Source organism: Neobacillus sp. 114 (assembly GCF_030127045.1).
In the GTDB taxonomy this organism is placed as follows: Bacteria; Bacillota; Bacilli; order Bacillales; family Cytobacillaceae; genus Neobacillus; species Neobacillus rhizophilus.
This window is the reverse complement of sequence record NZ_CP126144.1, coordinates 2,968,244-2,988,849: the sequence shown is the minus strand read 5'-3', so window position 1 is coordinate 2,988,849 and position 20,606 is coordinate 2,968,244. Positions and strand designations below refer to the sequence as shown.

The 20,606-nt window shown below is 38.8% G+C and carries 20 protein-coding genes; 6 read left to right on the top strand and 14 right to left on the bottom strand.

The features are described from left to right. Positions 1–247: 247 nt before the first annotated feature. A complete protein-coding gene (locus QNN06_RS14655; RefSeq protein WP_284037779.1) occupies positions 248–574 on the top strand; it encodes a CBO0543 family protein in 327 nt (108 codons plus the stop codon). 225 nt (positions 575–799) lie between these two features. Here the strand turns inward: QNN06_RS14655 and QNN06_RS14650 are convergent, their stop codons facing one another. Next, the gene (locus tag QNN06_RS14650) at positions 800–1,165 is read right to left on the bottom strand and encodes a c-type cytochrome (protein WP_213115662.1); all 366 of its coding nucleotides are present in this window, start codon (positions 1,163–1,165) and stop codon (positions 800–802) included. 261 nt (positions 1,166–1,426) lie between these two features. Between QNN06_RS14650 and QNN06_RS14645 the strand changes: the two genes are divergently transcribed. From QNN06_RS14645 to QNN06_RS14635, 3 genes are all read left to right on the top strand, one after another. Further along, a complete protein-coding gene (locus QNN06_RS14645; protein ID WP_284038014.1) occupies positions 1,427–1,588 on the top strand; it encodes a hypothetical protein in 162 nt (53 codons plus the stop codon). Between the two features lie 192 nt (positions 1,589–1,780). Next, positions 1,781–2,869 (top strand): tyrosine recombinase XerS, encoded by a 1,089-nt coding sequence (gene xerS, locus QNN06_RS14640; RefSeq protein ID WP_213115663.1) that lies wholly within the window; start codon positions 1,781–1,783, stop codon positions 2,867–2,869. A 692-nt stretch (positions 2,870–3,561) separates the two neighbouring features. Then, entirely contained in the window at positions 3,562–3,987 is a 426-nt protein-coding gene (locus QNN06_RS14635; RefSeq protein ID WP_213115664.1) for a universal stress protein, read from the top strand. A 214-nt stretch (positions 3,988–4,201) separates the two neighbouring features. Here QNN06_RS14635 and QNN06_RS14630 read toward each other — a convergent pair whose 3' ends face one another. The 13 genes from QNN06_RS14630 to QNN06_RS14570 form a co-directional block, all read right to left on the bottom strand. Next, positions 4,202–4,402, bottom strand: coding sequence for a cold-shock protein (locus QNN06_RS14630; protein ID WP_213115665.1), 201 nt, complete (start codon positions 4,400–4,402; stop codon positions 4,202–4,204). A gap of 201 nt (positions 4,403–4,603) precedes the next feature. Next, the gene (locus QNN06_RS14625; protein ID WP_213115666.1) at positions 4,604–4,801 is read right to left on the bottom strand and encodes a sporulation protein Cse60; all 198 of its coding nucleotides are present in this window, start codon (positions 4,799–4,801) and stop codon (positions 4,604–4,606) included. A gap of 141 nt (positions 4,802–4,942) precedes the next feature. After that, entirely contained in the window at positions 4,943–5,419 is a 477-nt protein-coding gene (locus QNN06_RS14620; RefSeq protein ID WP_213115667.1) for a CarD family transcriptional regulator, read from the bottom strand. Positions 5,420–5,587: 168 nt separating this feature from the next. Further along, positions 5,588–5,869 carry a hypothetical protein gene (locus QNN06_RS14615; protein ID WP_213115668.1) on the bottom strand — a complete coding sequence of 94 codons (282 nt, stop codon included), beginning with the start codon at positions 5,867–5,869 and terminating at the stop codon, positions 5,588–5,590. A gap of 219 nt (positions 5,870–6,088) precedes the next feature. Next, a complete protein-coding gene (locus QNN06_RS14610) occupies positions 6,089–7,981 on the bottom strand; it encodes an ABC transporter ATP-binding protein (protein WP_284037778.1) in 1,893 nt (630 codons plus the stop codon). After that, positions 7,978–9,705, bottom strand: a complete 1,728-nt coding sequence (locus QNN06_RS14605; protein ID WP_284037777.1) for an ABC transporter ATP-binding protein — start codon at positions 9,703–9,705, stop codon at positions 7,978–7,980. The genes QNN06_RS14610 and QNN06_RS14605 overlap by 4 nt, the downstream gene beginning before the upstream one ends. Before the next feature lie 18 nt (positions 9,706–9,723). Continuing rightward, the gene (locus QNN06_RS14600) at positions 9,724–10,182 is read right to left on the bottom strand and encodes a MarR family winged helix-turn-helix transcriptional regulator (protein ID WP_284037776.1); all 459 of its coding nucleotides are present in this window, start codon (positions 10,180–10,182) and stop codon (positions 9,724–9,726) included. 256 nt (positions 10,183–10,438) lie between these two features. Further along, positions 10,439–11,197: a hypothetical protein gene (locus QNN06_RS14595; protein ID WP_213115671.1), complete on the bottom strand. Its 759-nt coding sequence runs from the start codon at positions 11,195–11,197 to the stop codon at positions 10,439–10,441. Positions 11,198–11,296: 99 nt separating this feature from the next. After that, positions 11,297–13,735: a DNA topoisomerase IV subunit A gene (gene parC, locus QNN06_RS14590; protein WP_284037775.1), complete on the bottom strand. Its 2,439-nt coding sequence runs from the start codon at positions 13,733–13,735 to the stop codon at positions 11,297–11,299. Then, the gene (gene parE, locus QNN06_RS14585) at positions 13,732–15,711 is read right to left on the bottom strand and encodes a DNA topoisomerase IV subunit B (protein WP_213115673.1); all 1,980 of its coding nucleotides are present in this window, start codon (positions 15,709–15,711) and stop codon (positions 13,732–13,734) included. The genes parC and parE overlap by 4 nt, the downstream gene beginning before the upstream one ends. Before the next feature lie 282 nt (positions 15,712–15,993). Beyond that, positions 15,994–16,413: a CoA-binding protein gene (locus QNN06_RS14580; RefSeq protein ID WP_213115674.1), complete on the bottom strand. Its 420-nt coding sequence runs from the start codon at positions 16,411–16,413 to the stop codon at positions 15,994–15,996. 90 nt (positions 16,414–16,503) lie between these two features. After that, positions 16,504–17,343, bottom strand: a complete 840-nt coding sequence (locus QNN06_RS14575; RefSeq protein WP_213115675.1) for a sensor histidine kinase — start codon at positions 17,341–17,343, stop codon at positions 16,504–16,506. A gap of 451 nt (positions 17,344–17,794) precedes the next feature. After that, positions 17,795–19,534 carry a glycosyl hydrolase family 18 protein gene (locus QNN06_RS14570; RefSeq protein ID WP_213115676.1) on the bottom strand — a complete coding sequence of 580 codons (1,740 nt, stop codon included), beginning with the start codon at positions 19,532–19,534 and terminating at the stop codon, positions 17,795–17,797. 163 nt (positions 19,535–19,697) lie between these two features. On the opposite strand from QNN06_RS14570, the gene plsY reads away from it, so the two are divergent. Both plsY and QNN06_RS14560 read left to right on the top strand, forming a co-directional pair. Next, positions 19,698–20,297: a glycerol-3-phosphate 1-O-acyltransferase PlsY gene (gene plsY, locus QNN06_RS14565; RefSeq protein WP_213115677.1), complete on the top strand. Its 600-nt coding sequence runs from the start codon at positions 19,698–19,700 to the stop codon at positions 20,295–20,297. A 120-nt stretch (positions 20,298–20,417) separates the two neighbouring features. Then, positions 20,418–20,588, top strand: coding sequence for a hypothetical protein (locus tag QNN06_RS14560; protein WP_213115678.1), 171 nt, complete (start codon positions 20,418–20,420; stop codon positions 20,586–20,588). The last annotated feature ends 18 nt before the right edge of the window (positions 20,589–20,606 follow it).

The following is a 20,606-nucleotide window of genomic DNA, read 5'->3' as shown; positions in this document are numbered from 1 at the left end:
TTATATGTATTGAGCTTTTAATTAGGATAATATTTCTTTAATTAGGTAATTGTAATAATGTCATTTATTAACACTTTGGAAGCGTGTTTTTTATGGAAAAAAAGCTCTTAAATTTACTCACAGCTTTATGTGTTTTTTCTTTGCCATTTATATTTAAAGGAACAAAAATGAGAGAAAATCTCCTAATTCTTTTCTCGAAAGGGGTACTTGCAACTCTTATTATGCTTATGTTGTTGGAACGAAAAGAGTGGAGTATCCAGTTCGGCCTTTTCCAAAAATTTTTAAGACAAATATTATTTATGACATATTATTTTTCCCAATTTTGAGTGTTATTTGGGTTAAGATTTCATACAATGATAAATTTTCGAAGATTTTACTTAAAAGTTTAATTTTTAGTGTACCTATGAGTATTGGGCAATGGATTATGGAAAAGAACACTAGATTGTTCAAATGGAACAAATGGTCACCATTCCATACTTTTGCAAGTGTTAATTTTACTTTATTTACAATTAGAGGGTTCGTTGGTTTATTAAAGCAAATAGATCAGTTTAAAGGAAAGCAAAATATAACCTAATATTTAAATACTTACGTGTTCAAGAGGATTAAATAGCGCAATTCTGCAACAAGATTTTTCTCTTTTCTTTATGTTAAGTTAATGTTCATAGTAGCTTTTTAAGAGCAAACCCCTGATTCCCTAAATAAAGCAGGAGAGCAGGGGTTTTTAAAGTATTGGCTTATTATAGTCTAAAGGGAACTTAATTTTATTCAAGTTCCCTCTTTTTTTTTAAACAGGGGAGAATTATTTTAATGTTTTCAGCCATGCAGCCATTCCTGACGCATCCTCTTTGGACACTAAGCCAGATGGCATACCGCCTCGGCCATGTTGGATGATGTCCTCGATTTCCTTATCCGATAAACGGGAACCTACTCCTTTTAAAGATGGCCCAACTCCGCCTTGATATTGATCTCCGTGACAGCCGGCACAAGTGTTCTTATAGATGGATTCACCGTCCACTTTGGATACCGTTCCTTTTCCTTCTTGTCCTTCATTCTTTGCAGGCGTTTCTTGTGCCTTTTCCCTCTGGTCTTGCACATTGCTGAGTACAAAAAATCCGCCAATTCCTATCACTAGGATGGCCAGGGTAATCAAAACAGTGTTTTTCATAAAATCGACTCCCAATTATATTTTTTTAGTTACAAGAAATAAACATGAAGTGCAAACTCAGTCCAACTCTTACCAACGAAAGGATTTTTGGTGCTTATAATGGAAAGCTTCTAATGTAAAGATAAATGTTGTTTGTGCGAACACTAATCCTTGCGAAAAAGTAAACCGAAATACCCTTTAATATAAGTATGAGCAGTTAAATGGAAACTACGCATTAAAGAGGAAAACTGCAGAGAATGCCTATGATTCAGAAGGGTGGGCTTGAAGCCAGGAATCGATAAGATTTATGAAGGTGCGATTGATGCTGAATCAATAGCTCGTGCCATTGCTTTTGCTATTGAACAGCCAGAGGATGTTGCGATTAATGGAATGATAATCCGTCCAACGTCACATCGGACATTTCCTCAAGAGAATCTATTTTAAATTTGATTGTTGAAAAAGCTATCGAAGGGGTTATGACTCGGGAATGGCATTTTATTTCACATTTTCATAGGCTGGTGAATATACGGACGGATAGTTAGCAAAAAGTAAAATCATCGCAAAATAAAATAATTACGTAAAATATAAATTTGACGAAATAATCCTCAGGAGGTAAAATATAGTAGAGGTGTTATTATGGTAAATCCAGCAAAACAGGAAAATTTCAAAAAGCTCCAGGCAATGCTTAATGAACTCCCTTGGTATGTTGAAGAATACATAAATCATAAATTACGAAAACTTTCTACTGCATCGTTGTTCAACTATTGTCACGACTATAAAATCTTCTTTAACTGGATGATTACTGAGCAATTATGGTCCGGCAGCATCAAAGAGATCCCATTGGAACGTCTTGAAAAAATGACAGTCATTGAAGTCGAAGGATTTTTAAATTTTCTTCATTACGAATTAAATAACAAAGAATTAACCGTTAACCGTAAATTATCTGCGTTAAAATCCCTTTTTAATTACCTGCAAAACATCGCGGAAACACCGGATTTGGAACCCTATATTAATCGTAATGTCATGGCGAAAATAGAGTTTAACGAAGTTAAGGAAAGTATGGAAACGAAGGCAAATAAAATGGAAGGCAAAATTCTGCTTGGAGATGAATATGAGCGATTTCGTCTCTTTGTCGCCCAGGAATACGGTGAAATCAATAAAGAAAACAAAAAAATCTTCAATTTTCATCAATTAAATAAAGAACGTGATACCGCGATTGTATCGTTGATTTTAGGTTCTGGATTACGTCTTTCTGAGCTAATTGGTTTAGATCTTGAAGATATTGATTTCAGTAAGTATTGTGCACGAGTGATTCGCAAAGGAAATAAAGAACAATTTGTTTATTTTAGCCAAACGGCCATGGATGATTTACAGGAATACCTGGCAAACAGGATTTCTAAATACCAGGTTGATAAAAATATGAAAGCATTATTTGTGGCTGCTCCGATAGGTCCAAAAGGCAAAACAAGAAGGCTGACAGCGCGATCAGTTGAAAAATTAATTGAAAAATATGCAACTGCATTTGGAAAACCATCATTATCCGTACATAAATTACGGCATTCATTTGCAACCAGATATCATGGTGAAATCAATGATGTGCCAAAATTACGCCGGCAATTAGGTCATTCATCGATTCAAACTACGATGATTTATACGCATATTAAGAATGATGACTTAAAGATTGCTGTTGATAAGATGGATATGCCGAAGGAACAAATAGATTAAAATGATACGAAGGCTGTATTAAATAGCAGCCTCCCCCTTTTTTTAATTCAATTTATAAGTTTACATAATATATTTATAGTAAATTATACTTGAGGTATCTCAATTGTAGAGTATACTTAAGATAGTGAGACAAAACAAAATTTTTAGCTATTATTTTTTCAGTAATTAATTTATTTATAATAGATTCGCTGAATACACCTACATATACTCATATTTCTTTCCTGATTCGAAGCGGAAATTAATAACTAGCAGCTAAATCACTTTAACTCCCTAATAAATAATAAATTTGCGATTAAAATTAACTTTGAGTTTGAACTTATATTTTTGCTTATTTGGTGCCTCTTCCCTAAAAATATCTAGCTAGTTTCATCTAAAAATCCAATAATTGTATAATTGTTGAGATCTTGCTTATCACTTCCATCAGCGATTTGAAAAATGCCTCCCCTCCTCCCCCTTTGTTTTTCTTTAAAGCCGATGTTCGAATTAAAGTGGCCGAATTTTATCATGTATGACGGATTATATTTCTTACTTGGAATAATTGCAGTAATTTGTTTACCATTACACTATTTATTGTTCGGAAAAAAAGCTGCATCACAAAAAGCAGGTATTTCTGTAGTAGAAGCAAATTCTTCAATAAAATAATGTATACTTAAATACATTAAAAAATTAATATATTTATTGGGGATGATCCTATGTTCAATCGGATTCTTGTAGCCATAGACGGTTCTAAAATGAGTGAAAAAGCATTACAAACCGCTTTAAAATTTGCTAAGGAAAGATTTTCTAAAATTGGGGTTATCCATGTGGAGAAAAATTTACAAATTGTCGACGGGATGCCAATTAAAACGATTGATAATATTTATACTGACCAAGAGACAAAAGGCCGTGATCTATTACAACAAGCGATTACTCTTGCAGAAGAAGAAGGAATTGAGATTGAAACCCATTATGTAATGGGAGAACCAGCGATTCAAATTGCTAAAAAAGCAGATGAATTAAACTATCAGCTGATTGTCATAGGAAGCAGAGGTTTGGGGAATATTAAAGGGTTAATGCTCGGAAGCGTCAGCCAGAAAGTTTCCCAGCTAGCGCATTGCCCTGTTTTAATTATTAAATAGTATAAAAAATGCTGCACAAAAACCATCTTGTTCCAACAGTTCTTGATGATTCCCTCTGGTCTATTCCTGCTTCCCCCTCTGCCTACCCTCCCCTTTTAATAAGGGATTATAACGGGAATCAGCTATCAAGTTATTTGGAAATTTAATAGAGCAATTAAATAAAAAAAGGCTGCCCCTAAAAGTTACACTTTTGGGACAGCCTCTTTTGGTTTTGTTAAGCTTTACGAACGTTTGATGCTTGTGGTCCGCGGTTACCTTGCTCAACGTCAAAAGTTACTGATTGACCTTCATCTAATGTTTTGAAGCCTTCGCCTTGAATCGCTGAGAAATGTACGAATACGTCTTCTCCACCTTCACGTTCGATGAATCCGAAGCCTTTTTCGCCATTAAACCATTTTACTTTACCTTTTTCCATTGTGTTGCCTCCTAGTGTGTAAATACACACAATGTAATACTATCCTTGCTCTCAGTGATGATCAAGACGAAAAGTTCAAACTTAGACCAATCCTTTACACCGAACAAAAATAATTCCTTTTAATTATCGCATTTTTTGTAAAAAATTGCAAGAAGACAAAAAATTTATCATATAGTTAGACTTTTAGACTTTTTAAGATGACTATTTCTTTATTATAATCATTGCGGTGTATTTTGTATCTGGATAAACCCCATATTCTGTATGTGCGCTTACAGCAAGAGGAACAGAATTGTATTTAACATCAATAAGCTTTCCCACCTCTAATGTGCCAAGAAAATCATTAACAAGCAGAATAAGTTCTGCAAAGTCTGTACTTTGAAAACCTTTTGCCTCGTACATTTTTTCTCCCTCCCTTTATAGAAATTTCTAGAATATACTTTAATATGAGAACAATGTTCAAAACATAAGAAAAAATCCCTTTTAAACAAAAGGGGTTTCTTAAAGACTTGCGCGTGAAAGTTAAACTTTGAAATAAAACATTTATCCTACCTTGTTGTTTAATAAATCTATTGCTTGATTTTCAGTTATACCTCTAATTAAACCAAGTTCACTAATAAAAATCCTTCGCGCACTCTCCAGCATCTGCTTTTCGCTTGAATTGAGCGATTTATTTTTGTTTATTCTCATTAAGTCCCGTACAACTTCAGCACCTTCTTGGATATTACCTGATTTAAGTTTTTCCAAATTAATTTTGTATCTTTCTTTCATCGAAAGGGTTGTATCGGTTACACCATGATAAAAAATGTCCAATACGTTTTCAAGTGTAATCAAATCGGTAGCTAAACGAATTCTTGATTTGTCTGCTTTTGCGATAGGGATCATGACTTGCATTTTATTGATTCGCATATTTATTATATAATACTGCTGTTTTTCACCTTGAATTTCCTTTACTTCTATTGCTTCAATAACTCCTGCTCCCTGCATTGGATAAACGATGCAATCACCAACTTGAAACAACTAACCACCTCCAAATTTAGTACATCTTAAGTATACCATACGACTCCAAAATAACAAAATTTTTAATTATATCATCTATTTTTAGTCATTGTCAACACTTTTCCCCTGATCTGTTAGTAAAAAAAACAATGGGCTAGATGCCCATTGTTCGTTGTTTAGTATTTTGAATTAATGATTATTTTCCATTTCTATAATCAAAGTTTCAATTTGTTCCTGTGAAAGCTTTTCACGTTCAATTTCAACATCGTTACCATAGCCAATCAAAACCAGATCATCATGATTCGATAATGGTTTTCTTCCTCTTGGTACAGATTCTGTGTATTTTTTCCATTCACCATTAATCTTAGCGAGTGATACATCCCCTCTTTTCATCATCAAGCCATCTATACTTTTCGGCATCTTTAAACCTTTAATAAATTGTTTTTTTGAGAAATAAAAATCTTCTTCCATTTTTTCATCTCCTTAATGTTAATAGTATATGTCAATTACGCCATAAACCATTTATGAATATTTATCTTTTCCGCGTTTACCTCCCATTGAAATAAGCTACAAAAGTTTCAATCCCTTTGCAGGCAATAAATAAATTGTCGCTATTTCAATCTAATTGCACAAAAAAAGCGCTAAGGGCTGCTTCACTAGGAAAGCAGTTCTTGGCGCTTTTTTGTAAATTTATCCTGCATTTTTCATACGTCCACCGGAAAACTGACTATTATATAAATCTGCATAGAACCCGTCTTTCTCCAACAATTCCTGATGATTTCCCTTTTCAATAACTCGGCCGTTGTTCATGACTAGAATAATATCTGCGTCGCGGATAGTTGATAGCCGGTGGGCTATGATAAAGCTTGTGCGACCCTTCATCAAATGATCCATCGCCTTTTGAATCTGGACTTCGGTCCGGGTATCAACGCTGCTTGTAGCCTCGTCAAGGATTAACATCGCGGGATCTGCAAGAATTGCCCTAGCAATTGTTAATAGCTGCTTTTGCCCCTGAGAAATATTCGAAGCTTCCTCATTTAAGATCGTATCATAGCCGTCAGGCAACGTGCGGATAAAGTGGTCTGCATTAGCAGCTTGTGCAGCAGCAACAATTTCTTCTTCTGTTGCTCCATCCCTTCCATACGCGATGTTGTCACGAATTGTACTGTTAAAGAGCCATGTATCCTGCAGCACCATTCCAAATAAACCGCGCAGGTGTTCTCTCTTCATATCCCGTGTATCGATTCCATCAATCAAAATTTTACCGGAATTGATTTCGTAAAAACGCATTAATAGATTAATTAGTGTTGTTTTACCCGCTCCGGTCGGGCCAACAATGGCAACCTTTTGCCCTGGTCTTACTTCAATGTTCATATCCTCGATTAATGATTCATTTTCTTTATATCCGAAAGAAACATCCTCGAATTTTACCTCGCCCTTTGGATCAGCTAGCTTTTTTGCTGTAGCAGCTTCCGGAATCTCCTCTGTTTCATCGAGGATTTCAAACACCCGCTCTGCGCTGGCCACCGTTGACTGAATCACATTGGCAATCATCGCGGTCTGGGTAATCGGTTGGGAAAATTGTCTGGCATATTGGATAAATGCCTGAATATCGCCAATTTCAATCGCTTTTTTTGTGACCAATATCCCGCCTGCCACAGATACAAGTACATAACCAATGTTATTGATAAACGACATGAATGGCATAATCAACCCTGACATAAATTGCGCCTTCCAGCCAGCTTGATAAAGTCTTTCATTGATTTCTTCAAATTGTTCAATAGACTTTTCCTCACGTCCAAAAACCTTAATAACCTTATGGCCGGTATACATTTCTTCAACATGTCCGTTTAGCTGGCCAAGCGCCTTTTGCTGTCCCTTGAAATAGGCTTGTGAACGTTTGGCAATATTTGCTGTCGCAATAAAACTAAGTGGCAGTGTCACCACCACGATCAATGTCATTAGCGGACTAATCGAAAGCATCATAACAATAACACCAATTAGGGTAACCACTGAGGTAATCAGCTGGGTTAAGCTTTGCTGCAGGGTGGTGCTGATGTTGTCGACATCATTTACTGCCCGGCTAAGGATTTCACCATGGGTGCGTGCATCAAAATATTTTAATGGCAGACGGTTTAGCTTTTCTTCTACTTCCTTACGAAGCTGGTAAACTGTTTTTTGTGCCACTCCTGCCATAATATATTGCTGAATGTATGCAAAAACAGCACTTAAAATATAAAGCCCAATTAATAATAAAATGATATGCCCGATGTATTCAAAATCAATCTTTGCTCCAGGCACACCACGAAACTTCATCATCAAGCCTTCAAACAACTTGGTTGTCGCTTTCCCCATGATTTTTGGACTGACTATGGTAAAAATAGTACTGATGATGGCCGTGATGAGAACCGCTATAAGCTGCATTTTATATGGCTTTAAATAGGTAATTAACCGCTTCAGTGTTCCTTTAAAATCCTTTGCTTTTTGAACTGGGGCACCCATTCCCATAGGACCAAATCCGCCGCCTGGCCCCCGAGGACCCGGTCCTTGTTGAGGTCTATGATTCTGTGAATCTTTACTCATGCAATTTCCTCCTCAGAAAGCTGAGACATGACAATTTCACGATAAACTTTGCTGGTTTCCATCAGCTCTTTATGTTTACCAATTCCAGCTATCTCGCCATTATCAAGGACGATAATCTGATCCGCATCGATGATGGTGCTGACTCGCTGGGCAACAATTAATACTGTAGATTGCTGAGTTTCTTCTTTTAATGCCGCCCGAAGCTTGGCATCTGTTTTAAAATCTAAAGCGGAAAAGCTGTCATCGAAAATATAGATTTCCGGTCTTCGGACAAGCGCACGTGCTATGGATAAACGCTGTTTCTGCCCGCCCGAAACATTTGTTCCTCCTTGGGCAATCAGCGTGTTGTAGCCTTCAGGCATTTCGTTAATAAACTCTGCCGCTTGGGCAATTTCAGCGGCATGTCGCACTTCTTCATCCGATGCCTCTTCTTTGCCGTATAATATATTTTCCGAAATAGTTCCTGTAAAAAGAACGGCTTGCTGCGGGACAAAGCCAATTTTTTTTCGAAGTAATTCCTGAGTCATTTCTCGTACATCGATTCCATCAACCAACACTTTGCCGCTGCCAGCGTCAAAAAAACGAGGAATCAAATTGATAAGCGTTGATTTACCTGATCCGGTTCCGCCGATAATCGCGGTGATTTCACCTTGCCTCATTTTAAAAGAAATATTCGAAATAGCAGGCATTTCAGCTCCTGGATAAGAAAAGCTGACATTTTGAAATTCAACCTCCCCATTGCTGCTTACTGGGGGACGGGGAGTTGTTGGATTTTTAATATCAGCAGTTATATCTAGCACCTCAATAATTCTTCCCGCTGAAACAGAAGCTCTTGGAATCATCACAAACATCATTGATAACATCAGGAAGGAGAACATGATTTGCATCGCGTATTGGATAAAGGCCATCATGTCTCCCACTTCCATGTGCCCATTGCTGATGCGGATGCCTCCAAACCAGATAATCGCTACTGTTGTCAGGTTTAGGATAATCATCATCGTCGGCATCATAACAGCCATCAGTTTATTGACCTTTATAGCGGTTTGCGTAAGATCCCAGTTTGCTTCATCGAACCGCTTTTTCTCATGCTCGATTCGGTTAAAGGAACGGATCACACGAATTCCAGTTAAATTTTCCCGTAAAACACGGTTTAGGTTATCAAGTTTTACCTGCATTGCTTTAAATAATGGAATGGCATTTCTTTGTACAATTAAGATAATGATGATTAATATGGGAATCGCCACAGCGAGTACCAAAGAAAGTTTGGCGTCTTTGGATAAAGCCATGATGATGCCGCCGATGCACATCATCGGAGCCATGACCATCATTCTCAGCATCATGATTAGAACCTGCTGTATTTGCGTAATATCGTTTGTTGTTCTCGTAATGAGTGATGCTGTTCCAAATTGATCAAATTCCTGTAAGGAAAAATCCCCGACATGAGAGAAGATTTTGGTTCGCAATAGTTTTCCGAAACCTGATGCAGCTTTAGCGGAAAAAAAGCTGGCACTGACAGAGCAAATCATGCCGCCTGCCGCAACGATGAGCATGAACCCGCCAATTTTCCAAATATAATGCGTATCGCCTGTTACTACACCCTTATCAACAATATCAGCCATTAATGTCGGCAGGTACAGTTCAGACAAGGATTGCAGAAGCACTAATACCAAAACAAGCATAACAGGGAACTGAAATGGTTTTAGGAATTTCGCTAATTTAAGCATTTTGGTCATCTCCATTTCTTATTGACGATAGGTATGCTCGAAATAGTTAAAAACTTTATTGAGAAGCTCAGCAAGCTTCTCACTGTCGTCCTCCCCTAAATAATCAATTAAACCAGCAAAGGTTTCAGTAAAGGCTTTCTTAGCTTCGTTCGTAACTTCGATGCCTTTTTCTGTTAGGTGAATATTGACAGCGCGTCGGTCAATGGGGTCGGTGTTGCGTTCAACAAGGTCATCCTTTTCGAGCTTATTAACAATCTGCGTAACTGTTGGAGACGTAACCCTAAGAATACTGCTAATCTCGGAAACCTTCATATCTGGTTTCTCCTCGTTTGTTTCATGCCTTATCGCCAATAGAACTTTAATTTCACTGGGATTATAGCCGGCTATTTGCCGATCATGCCACCCGGATTTTCTAAACTGTGAAAATGCCCTTAGAAGTTTTTGTGTGGTATTTGCATTATTAATATAATCTGCCACTTTTATCCACCTCCTACAAAATAGATAGGTTACTAATTTATTTACCAACCTAAGTATAATTCGTAAACAATTTGTCGGTCAAGAACAAAAGCGCAAGCGCCCTGTTCAGCGGCGTATGTCCTGGAGCTCTCCAACTGAGATAAAGGAAACACGAAGAGCGAAAGCGATTCGATGTTGACTTATCGTAGGGCGGAGAGCGAAGGACACTAGCCGCCCTAGACCATCAAAAAACACAGGGGTTTCCTGTGTTTTTATCCTAAACCTCTTCTTTTTTTACTTCCACCTTAACTAATTTCCATTTTCCATCTGTATAAGACCAGATAGACTCCACTAATGCAATCGTATCTGCATTTGCAATTCCGGTAACTTTTTGAATACCTTTTAACCCCAATTTTCCCCCATCTAATTGGATAGGTTCAAGACTGTTAAAAGGGTTCACCATTAATTCGGTTGGTTCATTCAGTTTTCCTTTTCGATAAAGCCCCATTTTTTTATAATAATCCTTTCGATCTCTAAGGTCGAAAAGATAGGATTTACCTGTAGCGTTAATTTTGATTTCTGCTTTATAGCCATCTAAAAAATGAGTTTCCATATCAAGAGGCTCAGAGACTCTTAGATCCTTTTTTTCAAAATCTTTAAGCGTACATAAAAATGTATCGACGATTCCGCCGCTGCCATCAGTATCAACAGTGGCAAATACATCCTTTATGCCATCATGATTAATATCTGCCAGTTGCAGTGCAGCTTTTGCTCCACTTTCAAGTGGAATTGTCGTAGTTTTCCCATCTGAAGTATCTATTTCGATGAAAATTTCTTTTAGGTAACTATTTTCATCATCCTGGTAGGGTTCCCCTTTTAATTGGATGACCTCGTTTTTTCCATCACCTGTGATATCTTCTTCCTCTTTCGATATCGTAATCACTTTTGCTCTTTCTTCAATGGCATAAACAACTGTAATGGCAGAAAGCGAAACCATAAAAAAAGCAAAAACAGCTAAAAGCGTTTCTTTTTTCACATAAATCCCTCCCCATACTGATTATTAGTTAGTATGCCCAGGAATGGAAAAAAGATGAAAAAAAAGACCCTCTTTTTTAAGAGAGCCCTTATGAAAATATTATTCAGCTGGGATTTCTTTACCTTCGACCTTCCAAACTCTTGTCACCTTTCCATTTACTCCTTCATCTAGAATGAAAGAGCCATTGGAGTAGCGGTCACTAAATTTTATGTCTGAAGTTTTTATTGTCTCAATATTGCCTTTTTCTGTCTGTATAAATATTTCATCCTGATCCTTAGCAGCAACATAGCCCATTATTCGGTGAGGATTGGCTTTTAGTTCACGAAGAATCACAACGCCCCGTTTTGCACGGGATGATTTATCAAATTCACGTAACTTCATTCGTTTCAATGCACCGCGCTGGGTGGCCACTACAATGGATTGGGAACTGTTTGGCTCAAGAGCCTGACCGCCAACCACGTAATCGCCATCTTTTAGATTTATTCCTTTCACCCCGGCTGCCCGCTGTCCAACAATGCTTACTTCTTCCTCGTCAAACCATAAGGCATAGCCTAAATGTGAAATTAGGAATATCTCCTTTGTACCATCTGTTAAATGGACGTCAATTACCTGATCATCATCTTTCAGATTCACGCCCACCAGTGGTTTGGAATAGCGCTGGGCATGATATTGCTTCAGTTCGGTTTTCTTAACCATACCGTTTCTGGTAATAAAGACAAGGAACGCGTTTGTTTCAAAATCCTTTACCTGTATGGCTTGGACAATATCTTCATCGCGGTCAATTGGAATTATGTTCGCGATGTGCTGACCCATGTCCTTCCAGCGGATATCAGGAAGCTCATGAACTGGGCAATATAAGTAATTCCCTTTATTCGTGAACAGGAGCAGAACATCCTGTGTATTCATATCAAGCTGCGCTAAGATACGGTCTGATTCCTTCATGGCAAAATCCTGACCGTTGGAAGCGGCATAAGAGCGCTGGCTCGTCCGTTTGACATAGCCATGTTCAGTAACCGTCACAATGACATCCTCACTTGGCACCATAACTTCTAGGTTGATTTTCAGCTCTTGAATTTCTGCTTCAATTTTCGAACGGCGTTCATCAGCAAAGCGTTTTTTCACTTCTTTTAACTCTTTTTTAATAACGGAAAGAAGCTTTTTCTCACTATCTAATATGCTAGTCAGCTCTTCGATTTTTTTAGCCAATTCTTCCGCTTCATTTCTTAAAGCCGTAATGTCGGTATTTGTTAAGCGATAAAGCTGTAAAGAGACAATTGCTTCTGCCTGAAGCTCTGTGAACGCGTATTTAGCGATTAAGTTATCCTTCGCATCACGCTTATCTTTTGATGCCCGAATCGTGGCAATCACTTCATCGAGAATCGATAAGGCCTTCATTAAGCCTTCAACAATATGCTGGCGTTCTTTTGCTTTGTTCAAATCAAAGGTAGTTCTTCTTGTCACGACTTCTTTTTGATGTTGGATATATGCGTCCAGCAGTTCGCGAAGCCCCATTTGTTTGGGCCGTCTGTTATAGATGGCGACCATATTAAAACTGTAGGAAATCTGCAGGTCGCTGTTTTTATATAAATAGTTCAAAACTCCCGCTGCATCGGCATCTTTTTTAAGTTCAATGACGATTCTAAGACCGGTTCGGTCTGTTTCATCACGAACTTCTGAGATTCCTTCGACTTTACGGTCGAGGCGGAATTCATCGATTTTTTTCACGAGATTGGCTTTATTGATCTCGTACGGAATTTCCGTTACAACGATTTGCTGTCGGCCGCCGCGGACATCTTCAATTTCCGCTTTTCCGCGAACAATGATTTTTCCTTTACCAGTTTCATAAGCTTTTTTAATTCCGTCGATCCCTTGGATAATTCCGCCGGTTGGGAAATCAGGTCCTTTTATCACTGTCATTAATTCATCAACAGTGACACCTGGATTATCCATTCTCATTATCACACCGTCAATGACCTCGCCTAGGTGATGTGGGGGAATATCAGTCGCATAACCTGCTGAGATCCCTGTAGATCCATTAACAAGAAGGTTCGGGAACGCTGCTGGCAAAACGGTTGGTTCTTTAGATGTATCATCGAAGTTTGGAATCAAATCAACCGTATCTTTTTCAATATCACGCAATAGCTCAGCAGCAATCGCCGAAAGCCGTGCTTCGGTATAACGCATCGCTGCCGGCGGATCCCCGTCAACACTACCGTTATTGCCGTGCATTTCCACTAGCACATTACGAACCTTCCAGTCCTGGCTCATCCGTACCATCGCTTCATAAACTGACGAATCACCATGCGGGTGGTAGTTACCAATAACATTACCAACGGTTTTGGCGGCTTTCCGGAAGCCTTTGTCATGGGTATTGCCCTCGACATGCATGGCATATAAAATTCTTCTCTGAACCGGCTTTAAACCGTCTCTAGCATCTGGCAAAGCGCGGTCTTGAATAATGTATTTACTATAGCGGCCAAAACGGTCGCCAAGGACGTCCTCTAGAGGTAAGTCGCGGAATTTTTCACTAGCACTCATCCTTCAACCCCCTCATCTGCAACAGAGATGTTTTCATTTTCTAAAATCGTATCGTCTTCTTCCAATCCGAATGCGACGTTACTTTCAATCCATTTGCGGCGCGGTTCAACTTTATCACCCATTAGCGTGGTGATCCGGCGTTCTGCACGAGCACCATCGTCAATTTTCACCCGAATCAGCGTTCGAGTTTCTGGGTCCATGGTTGTTTCCCAAAGCTGGTCGGCATTCATTTCGCCAAGACCTTTATAACGCTGAATAATATAACCCCTGCCGACCTTTTTGATGGCTGTCTGCAATTCATCTTCATTCCAGGCATACTCGATGATTTCTTTCTTGCCTGTGCCACGGCTGACTTTAAAGAGCGGCGGAAGGGCGATGAACACTCTGCCTGCTTCTACAAGCGGCTTCATATAGCGGTAAAAGAACGTCAGCAAAAGAACTTGTATATGCGCTCCGTCCGTATCAGCGTCTGTCATAATAATGATTTTGTCGTAGTTGATATCTTCAATATTGAAATCAGAACCGACTCCTCCGCCAATAGCATAAATAATCGTGTTAATCTCTTCATTCTTAAAAATGTCGGAAAGCTTGGCCTTTTCTGTATTAATAACCTTACCTCTTAGCGGCAACACAGCCTGGAAACGGCGGTCACGACCTTGCTTTGCTGAGCCCCCCGCGGAATCACCCTCCACCAAGTAGAGTTCATTTTTTTGCGGGTTTCGTGATTGGGCAGGTGTCAATTTCCCTGACAATACCGTTTCAGTGCGCTTGCGCTTTTTCCCGCTTCGGGCATCTTCACGCGCTTTTCTGGCCGCTTCCCGTGCCTGATAGGCTTTAATCGACTTTTTAACAAGCAGGGAACTGATGTCCGGATTTTCTTCCAAAAAGTAAGAAAGATGCTCGGAAACAACAGAATCAACAGCAGACCGTGCTTCGCTTGTTCCTAATTTCCCTTTTGTCTGACCCTCAAATTGCAATAGTTCTTCAGGGATACGAACGGAAACAATCGCGGATAATCCTTCACGAATATCGGCACCATCAAGATTTTTATCCTTTTCCTTCAGCAAACCAACCTTGCGTGCATAATCGTTGAATACCCTCGTCATCGCCGTTTTAGCACCAACCTCGTGGGTACCGCCATCCTTTGTGCGGACATTGTTAACGAATGATAGAACATTTTCAGAATAGCCATCATTAAATTGGAAGGCGAAATCCACTTCAATGCCATTATGCGTGCCTTCAAAGCTGAATACAGGATGAAGAGAATCTTTCTCCTCGTTCAAATAGGCAACAAAAGCCTCGATTCCATTTTCGTAATGGAAAACCTCATGAAGATTGTTTCGCTCATCGATGATTTCTATTTTTAAGCCTTTTAATAAAAAGGCAGATTCTCGTAATCGTTCACCCAATGTTTCAAAATTATAGGTGGTAGTCGAAAAGATTGTGGTGTCAGGCTTAAAATGGATCGTTGTTCCGGTTTGATTGGTTTTGCCGATCTTTTCGAGTGTTGTGACAGGCTTACCGCCATTCTCAAAACGCTGTTCATAAACAAAGCCGTCTCTCTTAATGGTGACTATTAACCATTCTGATAATGCATTTACAACAGAAGCACCAACACCGTGCAATCCGCCGCTTGTTTTATATCCGCCTTGCCCGAACTTACCGCCTGCATGAAGCACGGTTAAGATGACTTCCGGTGTCGGTTTCCCCATTTTATGCATACCCGTCGGCATCCCGCGGCCTTTATCGACGACACTGATCGAATTATCTTTGTGTATTTTGACAATGATGTGTTCACCAAAGCCTGCAAGCGCTTCATCGACAGCGTTATCGACAATCTCATAGACGAGATGATGCAGTCCTCGTGAATCGGTGCTGCCAATGTACATTCCAGGACGCTTTCTGACTGCTTCTAGTCCTTCTAGTACCTGTATGGCATCATCATTGTATTCAAAAGCTTGTTGATTTCTTGCCACTAAAAATACCCCTTTCATCCCTACAAAAAGAAAACAATTCTAAAAAACAGATTCCTGCTATCTATAAAAAATGTATTTTTCTTTCCGTAAACAATAATAGAACAAACGTTTTGTTACTTAATTTTACCATAAGATCATTTGGCGTCTATGCTTTATTTTAGCGATTTATTTCGATTTAGCAAATAAGTAATTTAAAACAATCGTTTTTCGTATGGTTAATTTCCCTATATTTTGGACAGAAAAAATAAAAGCCGCCAGTATCGTTGGCAGCTTTTTTTCATGTTATCTTGATCTTGTTAAAGCATGGATAACCTTAATGCAGCGGTCCATAATGACGGTATAGCCCTTTTCCTTTAAAAATTGATAGGCTTCTTCATTCTCGAGTCCTTGCTGTGCCCAAAATACGTCAGCATCAATTTCAACAAATTCTTTTGCCACATCGAATAATTGCTCTGAGCGGCGAAAAACATTAACAATATCTACATGGCCCTCAATATCCTTTAATGATTTTACAGCCTTTACACCGAGCACTTCATCGATCGTCGGATTTACGGGAATAATCTCGTAGCCCGCCTTTTGCATGACGTTAGATACTTGATAAGAGGTCCTGTCGGGATTATTGCTTAAACCGACAACCGCAATCCTTTTTGCGTTTTTTAAAATAGCGCCCATTTCTTCAAGGCTTGGATTTTCTATAGTCATTTCTTTCACTCCTAGAAACATATTTTCCTTATTGTACCTTTATCTACTAAAAATATATAATGAAAAGCTTCCAACGAATCGGAAGCCAACTTAAATCGGGTTCAGTTCAGGTCTGACAGCGGAAGTAACCTTAGGGACCGAAATGGAAACACTGACCCCCTCACCATTATTTTCAATAGAAATATAGCCGTTCATATTTTCCAGCATGGTTTTAGACATATAAAGCCCAAGTCCAGTTCCTTGCCTTCTCGATGTAAAATAAGGGTCAAATACCTTAGCTAGCAAGAAAGGTTCAATTCCCCCTGCGTTATCTTTAAATTCTGCCGTAATATACTTATCTGATTCGCAAATTTTTATGATAATTTTTCGATTCTTAATGTCCTTCTCCACAAAAGAGTCCCTAGCGTTCATTAAAAGACTTAGGACAATTTGACTGAAATCATTCGGGTACCCGTAAGCCATTTGTTGTCCCCTGTACATAAAGTCCACTTGGATCCCGTGGTTTTTGAGACAAATTGAAAAGATTGACAACGCATCCTCAATGGCTTCACTGACAGAGAACAATTTTTTTTCAAGATTGGGCTTATAGAATTTCCGAAAATCACTAAATGTCCTCGACATATTTTCAAGCTGAATCACGCTTTCTCTTGTAAATCGATCGACGTATTGACCGTTTATTTCACCATATTCCAAGGCAGCTCTGATATCTTGGATTAACATTAATAAACTGTTTACAGGCTGGCGCCATTGGCTGCCGATGCCAGCAATCATTTCGCCCATCGCTGCCATTTTTGCCTGCTGGATTAAAATAAGATCTTTTTCCTTATTCTTGACGATTTCCTCTTGTAACCGGTTTTCTAACATTCTGTTGATTGCTTCATATTGTTCCGCCAGCTCTTGAAAGTTTGTATTTTCCTTTTCATTCCTCATGTTTTTTCACCCCTTAGAGAACATGGTAGATATGATAAAACCGACCAAGTGGATTAATATTGGCCTGTTATTCTTTATGTTTCTATATTTATTTTAGCTAAATTATAGAAAAACAGATACATCCCTTCCACCGAATTAACAAATGGTTTGAAAATTCTCCATATTTCTGTAAAGAAATTGCCTTTAAATCTCCCTAATTTATTGGAAATAAATACAAAAAACCGGCACATGCCCGTTCAGATTGTCGAAAAAGGGTATTTTTCTCGGCAATTTTTAATTTTGTTCAAACCTAAATTACCAAATTTTTATTGATTATCCCTGGCAAAAGGGCCTGTTGAAAGGCCTTTTATTAATATTGTTATAACAAATTAACGCAGTGTATCATTAAAGAAAGTGGATAAAATAAAAGGCTATCGATAGTTTCTCGACAGCCTGAACCGGCACATGCCAGTTATTCGTTTTTGGTGATATTTTTTTCAGAAAGGATGTTAAGAGCAGTCCATGCCGTTTGGTCAGCGAAAAGTCTTGACCAGCTTCCGACTCCGGCTAATTCATATTTCACTGCCAATTCAGCCCGCTTCTTTAAGGACATTTCATCTTCAATCCAAATTTTATAATTAGCCTTCTCTGTTTCATCATAATATTCCGCATAATTTTGCCCGCTTTCCTCATCATAGGCAGGCCGCAATCCTCGCTCGGTCAGCCATGCCTTCACCTTCTCCATAGAAAGCGCCTGAGCAATGACCTCTTTCGTACCATCAGCTTTCGTTTGTTCTTTCCATAGCCGGGCGTACAATGGAACCCCTAATATAAGTTTCTCCTTCGGCACCTCCGTCAGCAGTTTTTGCAAATTCCGCTTTACCCATGGAAGACTCGCCACGCTGCCAGGGCCTGTAGCTGCGGTATGTTCATCATAAGCCATGATCATTAAATAATCCGCAATGTCAGCAAGCTTTGGCCTTTCATAGAATGAGGACCAATTGTTATTCTCACCGGCGGAAAATGTAATATCCATCGATACAGTTAAACCCGCTTCATGCAAATATGGGGCTGCCTCCCTTATTAATTGTGTAACCATTGGTCCGTCCTCAGGATTTACATTTTCGATATCAAAATTGATTCCCTGCAGCTGATACATTTGGCTGAAATAAAGCAACTGCCGAATGATCTTCTGTCGGGTTTCAAAATCCTTGAAAGCTTTGTTTGTCAATACCGGGTCAAAGGAATTAGAAAACAGTCCCCACACATGGATTCCCTTCGCCTGAGCCCACTTGCTATATTCCAATGATGCTAGGTTTTTGATGGAACCATCTTCTCCCGCCAATGAGAACCAAGTTGGAGAAACCACATTAATTCCAGCCATTTCAGGAATCGCTGCGGCATTTGGATTCTTTGTATAAACGGCTTCCCATGTCAAATGGATTGGCCCGGTTATTTTCGGCAGTTGAAATGATTTACTTTCACGGACAATCGAAATTTTCACGGATTCTTCTTTTTTCACATACTCTTTCTTGATATAGCCGCTGATACCGTTAGCCTTCCTGACAAGATAAAAATCTTCCTTTTCTCCCTCGATTGAAACAGCTTCCTTTTTGTTCATTTCTGCAGTATAAGGGGATTGCCACGAAGCTTTTGTCCGAAGCCTAAGCTTTTCCCTGTTGATATCTTTATCTATAATTCTTCCAGTTTGATATGTTTCCCCGTCTTGCTGTATCCAAATGGCACCGGTTTGTGGAAGCCTATGATACTGAATCGGGTAAAAAGCAAGAATGGAGTCAAGAGCTAGATAGATATCGCCATCCATCGATTTGATAGGCGAAAGCTGTAAAGAAACAGGCTTTTCGTTGACAAAATACGTTAACGAATCGGTCGGCATTTGCACTACTTTATCTTTAGTGGTAATAATGACGGATTTCGATTTTTCATCGTAAGTGATGGAGTGGTCCATACTTTCTTTTAAAAAATGGAATGGAATATAGATATTGTTCCCTTCAATTAAAGCATTGCCCTGCTGTGCCCCTTTAAATAAAATTGGGCTGCTTCCGTTAAAATAGACCTTTTTCTCTTCTGATGCAAAAGGATAGAAAAATATAAAAATCGAGGAAATAATCAGGAAAATGCTTCCTGCCAATCCTCCCAGCAGCCATTTTTGTGAACTTGGCTTACTTTTTTGATATTCTATACGAGCCATAAATATTGTTCCTCCCCAGATACTATCGTACGGTATGACATATGAAATGGGAAGACATTTTTATAGGAGTTTTGACTCATAAACTATTTAAGAGATAGTGTTTTTTCAAAATAACATGGTAAAATAGAAGAACTGGATTCTTTTTTTGGAGGAGAAATAGTTAATGATTCAAATTATTGTTGTTCTAATCCTTGCTTATCTGCTTGGCTCCATCCCCTCTGGCTTAATTGTCGGGAAAGTTTTTTATAAAACCGATATTCGCCAGCATGGCAGTGGCAATTTAGGGGGAACCAATACATTTCGAACACTTGGAGTGAAAGCGGGATTAGCGGTTACCATTGCTGATATATTAAAAGGGACTCTAGCAGCAGCACTGCCCTATCTGATTCATGTTGATATGAACCCACTGATTCCAGGTGTATTGGCTGTTATTGGACATACCTACCCCATCTTTGCAGGGTTCCGAGGTGGTAAAGCAGTTGCTACATCTGGCGGCGTCATTTTGTTCAGCGCCCCAATCTTGTTCGTGACTCTGGTAGTAGCTTTCTTTATAAGTCTTTACATTAGCAAATATGTTTCTTTATCATCAATGATCGCTGGAATTATCGGTATTATTTATGTCATTACCATGGGGTTCGTACAAAAATGGGACATTCCTTTACTTATCGTAATCACCCTGATGGCATCGTTCGTTATTTACCGGCACCGTGCTAATATTCGTAGAATCGTGAATAAGACAGAACCGAAAATAAAATGGCTGTAAAGGAACCTCATTGGTTCCTTTTATAATTTTCATATAAATTTCATATTCCTTCCATTCAGTAAGTAATTTATAAAGTAAAATAAAAATAGGAAGATAGCTTACTGACTGGAGGGAAACAAGATGAAAAAAACTGCCCAGGACTATATTTACACTAGTGTTGTTTCCGATAGCAATGACGTAAACGAGTTTATAATTGAATTTTTATCCGGTGAAATGAGTGTAGGTTCTCCCGTAAAGGTCACGAGAAATTTTGAAGAATTAATCGAGTTTTTTGAGGAAATGGAAGATTAAATAAGACAGCGGAGCCCG